Raw genomic sequence first — 7,371 nt, forward strand, 5'->3', positions numbered from 1 at the left:
AGTGTAATTATTGATAGTTGAAGGAATAAGACTGATAAATTTTAGAAATTACAATAATGTAGGTGTAAGCTTCAATCCTGGAATTAATATTCTTGTGGGAAAAAACGCCCAGGGAAAGACAAATCTTCTTGAGGCTATTTATCTGTGCTCAACTGGCAGATCCTTCAGAACCAACAGGGACAAGGAAATAATTAACTTTCAAAAGGATGAGGCATATATTGGAACTCAATTAAAAATTGGTGAAAGAGACAAGTTGACTGAGATTAAACTTGAGAGAAACAAGCCCAAGAGGATAAAGGTAAATAAAACTGAACTTAAGAATTACAAGGAGCTTGACACAGGTCTTAAAGTAGTTCTTTTTTCACCGGAGGACTTAAAGCTTATAAAAGAAGGACCTAGTAACAGAAGAACTTATCTGGATGCTAGCATATCCCAGATAAAGCCTCTTTATCATTACAATCTCAGAAGATACTACAAAATTCTTCTTCAGAGAAATAATCTTATAAAATCCTACAGATTCAAAGGAGATATGGCAGGTCTTCTGGATGTATTTGATATTCAGCTAGCCAAATCCGGAGCTTTGATAATGCTTGAGAGGGATAATTATGTTAAACGACTCTTGAAGGAATCAAGTGAAATTCACAACATGTTGACAGCTGGAAAAGAAAAGCTTGATATTAAATATATTTCAAGTGTTCCCTGTGGAGATACATTAAGTGAGGTAGAGGGAATTCTGGCTGAGTCATTAAGAAAAAACAGAGATAAGGATATTGAAGTTCGTACTACTGAGATTGGCCCACACAGGGATGATTTTGGTATAATGATAAATAACAATGATTCAAAAACATATGCATCACAAGGACAGCAAAGATCACTGGTACTTACACTTAAGCTGTCAGAGGTTGAGATACTTATGAAAGATACAGGGTATTATCCCGTTCTTCTTCTTGATGATGTATACTCTGAGCTGGATGAGGAAAGAAGAAAGTATCTCACAAAATTGTTCAGCAAAATGCAAACCTTTATCACCACAACAGATGCTGTTGAGATAGATGGTCTTGAGAGTTACAATAAAGAGTATTTTTATGTACAGGAAGGATGTCTGTATAAAGGAATTAAAACTTGGAGGGAAGTAAATGGCCAATGATATTAATGTAAATGAAAACGGCAGGCAATATACTGCCAATGAAATACAGGTACTTACGGGTCTTGAACCAGTAAGAAAAAGACCTGGTATGTATATAGGCAGCACAGGACCAAAAGGTCTGCACCATCTTGTATACGAGGTGGTTGACAATAGTATAGACGAGGCTCTAGCTGGTATTTGCGATACCATAGGTGTAACCATACTTGAAGATAATTCAGTAATGGTTGAGGATAATGGTAGCGGTATACCTGTTGAAACCCATCCTCAAACTGGAAAATCGACGGTTGAGACTGTACTTACAATCCTGCATGCTGGAGGAAAATTCAATAACTCTGCATACAAGGTATCTGGAGGTTTGCACGGAGTAGGTGTATCCGTAGTAAATGCACTTTCAGAATGGTTGATTGCAAGAGTTAAAAGAGATGGAAAAGAGTATGAGCAAACTTTCCAAAGAGGAGAACCTGATGGAGATATCAGGTGCATAGGTGAAGCAGATACAACAGGAACCTTGATTCACTTCATGCCTGACGACCAGATATTTGAAACCGTTGAGGTAGTTTTTGATACTCTTGAACACAGATTCAGGGAAATGGCTTTTCTAAATAAAGGAATTAAGATAAGCCTGGAGGACAAAAGATCAGGTGCAAAAAAGGAATTCCATTATACAGGTGGAATCAAATCATTTGTTGAATATATAAACAAAAATAAGACTGCAATTCACAAGCAGGTCATATATTTCGAAGCTGAGAAGGACTTCACAACTGTTGAACTGGCAGTTCAATATACAGACACTTATTCTGAAAATGTCTTTACTTTTGCAAATAACATTGGTACTGCTGAGGGTGGAACACATCTTTCAGGACTTAGAACAGCACTTACAAGGTGCGTAAATGACTACGCAAGAAGATATAATTTTCTAAAAGACAAGGATGACAATCTTTCAGGTGAAGATATAAGGGAAGGCATGACTGCAATTCTTTCAGTTAAGCTACCAGAACCACAGTTTGAAGGACAGACAAAAGGAAAACTTGGAAACAGTGAAACAAGAGGAATTGTTGAATCATTGACCTACGACTTTCTGAATGATTACCTTGAGGAAAACCCCAAGACGTCCAAGGTTATACTTGATAAGGCAATCAGTTCAAAAAGAGCAAGGGAAGCAGCCAGAAAAGCAAGAGACCTTACCAGAAAGAGAAGCATATTTGACAATACGACCCTTCCTGGAAAGCTTGCAGACTGTCAGTCCAGTGATGTCAATGAAACAGAACTCTATATAGTCGAGGGAGATTCAGCGGGTGGTAGTGCAAAACAGGGACGAGATAAAAAATTCCAGGCAATACTTCCATTAAGAGGTAAGATTATGAATGTCGAAAAGGCAAGACTGGATAAAATTCTCGGATACAATGAAATAAAATCAATGATTACAGCCTTTGGAGCTGGAATAGGTGAAGATTTCGATATAAAGAAACTTAGATATGGAAAGATCATAATAATGACCGATGCCGACGTTGACGGTGCACATATTGCAACCCTTCTTCTTACATTCTTCTACAGATATATGAGGGGCTTGATCGACAATGGAAATATTTATATAGCTCAGCCACCACTTTACAAGGTTTCAAAAGCCAGAAAAGAATACTACTGTTACACAGAAAAAGAGCTGGATGTAATTCTCGAAGAAATTGGAAGATCCAACTATAACATACAAAGATACAAAGGTCTTGGAGAGATGAATGCAGAGCAGTTATATGACACTACAATGGACCCTGATACAAGGATATTGATTAAGGTTAATGTAGATGATGCAGTAGCGGCAGATGAGATATTTACAACTCTTATGGGCGACAAGGTTGAACCAAGAAGAGAATTTATAGAAGAGAATGCTAAGTATGTTAAGAATCTTGACATCTAGGAGGAGAAAATGGAAAACGAAAACGTAAGAGATAAGTTGATTGATGTAAATATTGAAGATAAAATGAAAAGCTCTTATCTGGATTATGCCATGAGTGTAATAGTAAGTCGTGCTCTCCCTGATGTAAGAGATGGACTTAAACCTGTACACAGAAGAATCCTATATGCAATGGATGAACTTGGTATGACACCTGACAAGCAGTACAGAAAGTCTGCCAGGGTTGTCGGAGATGTACTTGGTAAGTATCACCCACACGGTGATAGTTCTGTATACGGAGCAATGGTTAGACTAGCACAGGACTTTAATACCAGATATCTACTTGTAGATGGTCATGGAAACTTCGGTAGTGTTGACGGCGACAGTGCAGCAGCAATGCGTTATACTGAGTCAAAAATGACTAAGATTGCAACAGAGATGCTAAGGGATATCGGTAAGGAAACGGTAGATTACAGACCAAACTTTGATGAGACGCTTAAAGAACCAGTGGTTTTGCCAAGCAGATTTCCAAATCTCCTTGTAAACGGTTCTTCAGGAATAGCCGTAGGAATGGCCACCAATATTCCTCCCCACAACCTTAGAGAGGTTATTGAAGGAATAGAGTTGATGATTGAAGATCCCGAAATAACTATCGATGACCTTATGAAGGTGATCAAGGGACCTGATTTTCCAACAGGCGCAACCATAATGGGAAAAGAAGGAATTAGGAAAGCATTCAGAAGTGGTAGAGGAAAGGTGAAAATGCGTGCCGTCGCAGAGATTGAAGAAAACGCAAAGGGAAGGCACAGCATAGTAGTGACAGAGATTCCATATCAGGTAAACAAATCAGCCCTGATTGAAAAGATCGCAGAATATGTTAGAGACAAGAAACTTGAGGGAATTTCAGACTTGAGAGATGAGTCTGACAGAGAAGGCATGAGAATTGTAATAGAACTAAAGAGGGATGCAAATCCAAAGGTGGTTCTAAATAATCTCTACAAACAGACCCAGCTCCAAGCAACTTTTGGAATCATAAATCTTGCCCTTGTAAATGGCGAGCCAAAGGTATTGAATATCAAGGAAATGCTTTATCACTACCTGGAGCATCAGAAAGAGATTGTAACAAGAAGAACAAAATATGATCTTGCCAAGGCTGAAGACAGAGCTCATATTGTTGAAGGATTGAGAATTGCTCTGGACAACATAGATAAAATCATTAAGATCATAAGGGCGGCAAGTGATGACCAAAGTGCCAGGAAAGATCTTATGGAAAACTTCTCCCTTTCAGAGAGACAGGCTCAGGCTATCCTGGACATGAGACTTAAGAGACTTACAGGATTGGAAAGAGGAAAACTTGACGAGGAGTATGAGGAGCTAATAAAGCTTATAAATAAATTAAAGCAGCTACTTGGGAGTGAAAGACTTATTCTTAATGTTATCAAGGAAGAGTTGATTGAAATCAAGGATAAGTACGGAGATTTAAGAAGAACCCAGATCAAGCTTTCAGAAGATGAAATAAACATTGAAGATATGATTGATGACGAGGATGTAGTAATAACACTTACTCACTTCGGCTACATCAAAAGAATGCCAGAGGGAACATACAGACCACAAAAAAGAGGTGGCAGGGGAGTGATTGCTCTTTCCAAGAAGGATGAGGACTTTGTTGAGGATCTTTATATTACTTCAACACACAGCACAATCCTCTTCTTCACAAACAAAGGAAAGGTCTACTCACTTAAGGCATATGAAATCCCAGAAGGCAGCAGGACTTCAAGAGGCACTGCTATTGTAAATCTTCTGCAGCTAAATGCAGATGAAAAGATTTCGGCAATAATTCCTCTTTATAAACAGGATCCGAAAAGCAATCTTGTAATGGTTACAAGAGAGGGTACTGTCAAAAAGACAGAGCTTGAGCAGTTTGTTAACATCAGAAAGAATGGCTTGATAGCTATTTCACTTCATGATGGAGATGAACTTATAAGTGTAAGGCTTACAGACGGACAACAGGACCTGATAGTTGTTACCCATGGTGGAATGGCAATAAGATTCCACGAGACTGATGTAAGGACGATGGGCAGGACAGCGATGGGAGTCAAGGCGATGACCTTGAATAAGGATGATGCAATTGTATCCATGGAAATCGTAGAAGATGACAAGTATCTTCTTGTTATTTCGGAAAAAGGTTTCGGAAAGAGGACTGAACTGTCTGAGTACAAGGCACAGAACAGAGGTGGAAAAGGACTTATAACATACAGCCTCAAGGAAAAAACAGGTCAGATAGTATCTGCAAAGGTTGTAAGTGAACAAGATGAGGTTATGATGATAACAATGAACGGAACAATAATAAGACTTGCCATCAAGGATATTTCTATTATGGGCAGAAATACTCAAGGAGTAACTCTAATGAGAACAAAGAAAGACAAAATAGTTGCGGTAGCGAGATACATGGAAGACTAGCAACAGGGCTTTTACTTTACATTGCAATATATTTGTTATAGAATGAACTAAAATCGAACGGGATGGAGGGAAGTCTAAAATGTCATTGAATACTAAAGTTGATTTTAATAACGACAACAACCAGTGGATAATAAAACCAATTGGTGAGATCGATATCTATACCTCATCTGTGTTCAAGGAAGAGATTGTAAGCGCATTTGAAGAAAGAAAAGCTGATCTCGTAATTGAAGGGGAGCACCTTGAATACATTGACAGCACAGGACTGGGAGCTTTAATTAGTGTACTGAAAATGCTGCAGGAGACAGAATTCAAGATTTATATTGACAATATTAAGCCTAATATCAGAAAATTATTTGATATAACGGAACTTGACAAGCTTTTTGTTATAAGAGGTGAAGGTGATGAATAACGACACTATTGTTGTAAGCATTCCAAACAAACCTGACTATACAAGTTTGATAAGGTTGATTTCATCATCAATAGGTAACAAGATGGGATATAACATAGATGAGATTGAAGATTTAAAAGTAGCCATGGGTGAAGCGTGTATTCTTGCTCACGGAAAATCATCAGATGACTCAATTGAAATCAGATTTGAGATTCACAAGGATAAATTGGACGTATCACTAAGATGGGAAAATACTGACATGAGTGAAGAAAGCAAAGAGGCGGCACTTGGTAGAATGATCATTGAATCATTGATGGATGAAGCCTATTACACTGATGAAGACATTAGATTGATCAAATATATAGATTAAGGATGGTAATCCTATGGCAAATAAACAGCAACACGACAAAGAAAAGAACAATGCTTCAGAAAAAGCAGAGCTGAAGAAAATGTTCAGACAGTACAAGGATGACCCTAGCAGAGAGCTAAGGGATGTGCTGATTGAGAGACATCTTTATATTGCTGAGATTTTAGCCAAAAAGTATGCCAACCGTGGAATAGATTACGATGACATTTACCAGGTTGCAAGCATAGGTCTCATTTATGCCATAGACAGGTATGATATCGACAAGGGCTTTGAATTCTCAAGTTTTGCTACGCCAACAATTATCGGTGAAATCAAAAAGTACTTCAGAGACAAGGGATGGACAATCAGGGTTCCAAGGAGAATCCAGGAACTTTCCAAGAAGATAAACAATGCAAAGGTCCATTTAAGTCAGGAGCTTCAAAGGGTTCCAACTGTTGAAGATATTGCAAATTACCTTAATACATCTGAAGAGGATATATTGGAGGCAATGGAAGCAAGTAAGGTCTACACACCCCAGTCATTGGATGTCACATTTGATTCACACAATGATGATAAGGAGGTTAACCTGGCAGAGTTAATAGGTGAGGATGATCTTTATTTCAGCAGAATTGAGAATAACGACTTCCTAATGAAGACTATGGAGAAGCTCAATGAAGTTGAAAAGGAGATACTTATAGAAAGATACTTCAACAAGAAAACTCAGGTTACAATAGCAAACAACCTGGATATTTCTCAGATGACCGTTTCAAGGATTGAAAAAAGGATACTTGAGAAGCTGAGGAAAGAAGTTGAAAGGACATTGATGGATTAAATTGAGTATATGAGTACAATAAGAGGACTACATAATGTGGAATTTGAAAATAACTTTCAAATTCCACATTTTTTCATTTAATTGTGTTGACATAGACACAATTAAAGTGTATTATATTCAAGTTGCCTCTTTTTGAGAAAGACAGTACAGAAACGACAATAAAAAACTTCAAAAAGATGTTGACTCAGGATTAGTATACATGGTATACTAATCAAGTCGCCTCGAGAGAGGATGGCGCTGAACCTAGATAACTAAACAGTTGTGAGAACTTTGAATAAACCAAGAATCAATTTTTTAAAAACAAATAATA

General features: G+C 37.8%; 6 protein-coding genes. All 6 read left to right on the forward strand.

Annotated elements, in window-relative coordinates:
• Window positions 1–10 precede the first annotated feature (10 nt).
• Complete coding sequence (gene recF / locus ACOEN1_RS06525; protein WP_422485788.1) at window positions 11–1,147, forward strand: DNA replication/repair protein RecF; 1,137 nt, start codon at window positions 11–13, stop codon at window positions 1,145–1,147.
• Window positions 1,137–3,059, forward strand: a complete 1,923-nt coding sequence (gyrB, locus tag ACOEN1_RS06530; protein WP_422485790.1) for a DNA topoisomerase (ATP-hydrolyzing) subunit B — start codon at window positions 1,137–1,139, stop codon at window positions 3,057–3,059. The genes recF and gyrB overlap by 11 nt, the downstream gene beginning before the upstream one ends.
• Before the next feature lie 9 nt (window positions 3,060–3,068).
• Window positions 3,069–5,495 carry a DNA gyrase subunit A gene (gyrA, locus tag ACOEN1_RS06535; protein WP_422485792.1) on the forward strand — a complete coding sequence of 809 codons (2,427 nt, stop codon included), beginning with the start codon at window positions 3,069–3,071 and terminating at the stop codon, window positions 5,493–5,495.
• A gap of 79 nt (window positions 5,496–5,574) precedes the next feature.
• Window positions 5,575–5,904, forward strand: coding sequence for an STAS domain-containing protein (locus ACOEN1_RS06540; protein WP_422485794.1), 330 nt, complete (start codon window positions 5,575–5,577; stop codon window positions 5,902–5,904).
• The gene (locus ACOEN1_RS06545; protein ID WP_422485796.1) at window positions 5,897–6,253 is read left to right on the forward strand and encodes an ATP-binding protein; all 357 of its coding nucleotides are present in this window, start codon (window positions 5,897–5,899) and stop codon (window positions 6,251–6,253) included. Before ACOEN1_RS06540 ends, ACOEN1_RS06545 begins: the two co-directional genes overlap by 8 nt.
• A gap of 13 nt (window positions 6,254–6,266) precedes the next feature.
• Window positions 6,267–7,061, forward strand: a complete 795-nt coding sequence (locus ACOEN1_RS06550; RefSeq protein ID WP_422485798.1) for a SigB/SigF/SigG family RNA polymerase sigma factor — start codon at window positions 6,267–6,269, stop codon at window positions 7,059–7,061.
• Window positions 7,062–7,371 lie beyond the last annotated feature (310 nt).

Source organism: Gudongella sp. DL1XJH-153, assembly GCF_049310905.1.
Taxonomy (GTDB): Bacteria; Bacillota; Clostridia; order Tissierellales; family Tissierellaceae; genus Gudongella.

Bases quoted from the DNA above. Each gene is read 5' to 3' on its own strand.
- ACOEN1_RS06550 (WP_422485798.1), top strand. From the start codon at position 6,267: ATGGCAAATAAACAGCAACACGACAAAGAAAAGAACAATGCTTCAGAA.
- gyrB (WP_422485790.1), top strand. From the start codon at position 1,137: ATGGCCAATGATATTAATGTAAATGAAAACGGCAGGCAATATACTGCC.
- ACOEN1_RS06545 (WP_422485796.1), top strand. From the start codon at position 5,897: ATGAATAACGACACTATTGTTGTAAGCATTCCAAACAAACCTGACTAT.
- gyrA (WP_422485792.1), top strand. From the start codon at position 3,069: ATGGAAAACGAAAACGTAAGAGATAAGTTGATTGATGTAAATATTGAA.
- ACOEN1_RS06540 (WP_422485794.1), top strand. From the start codon at position 5,575: ATGTCATTGAATACTAAAGTTGATTTTAATAACGACAACAACCAGTGG.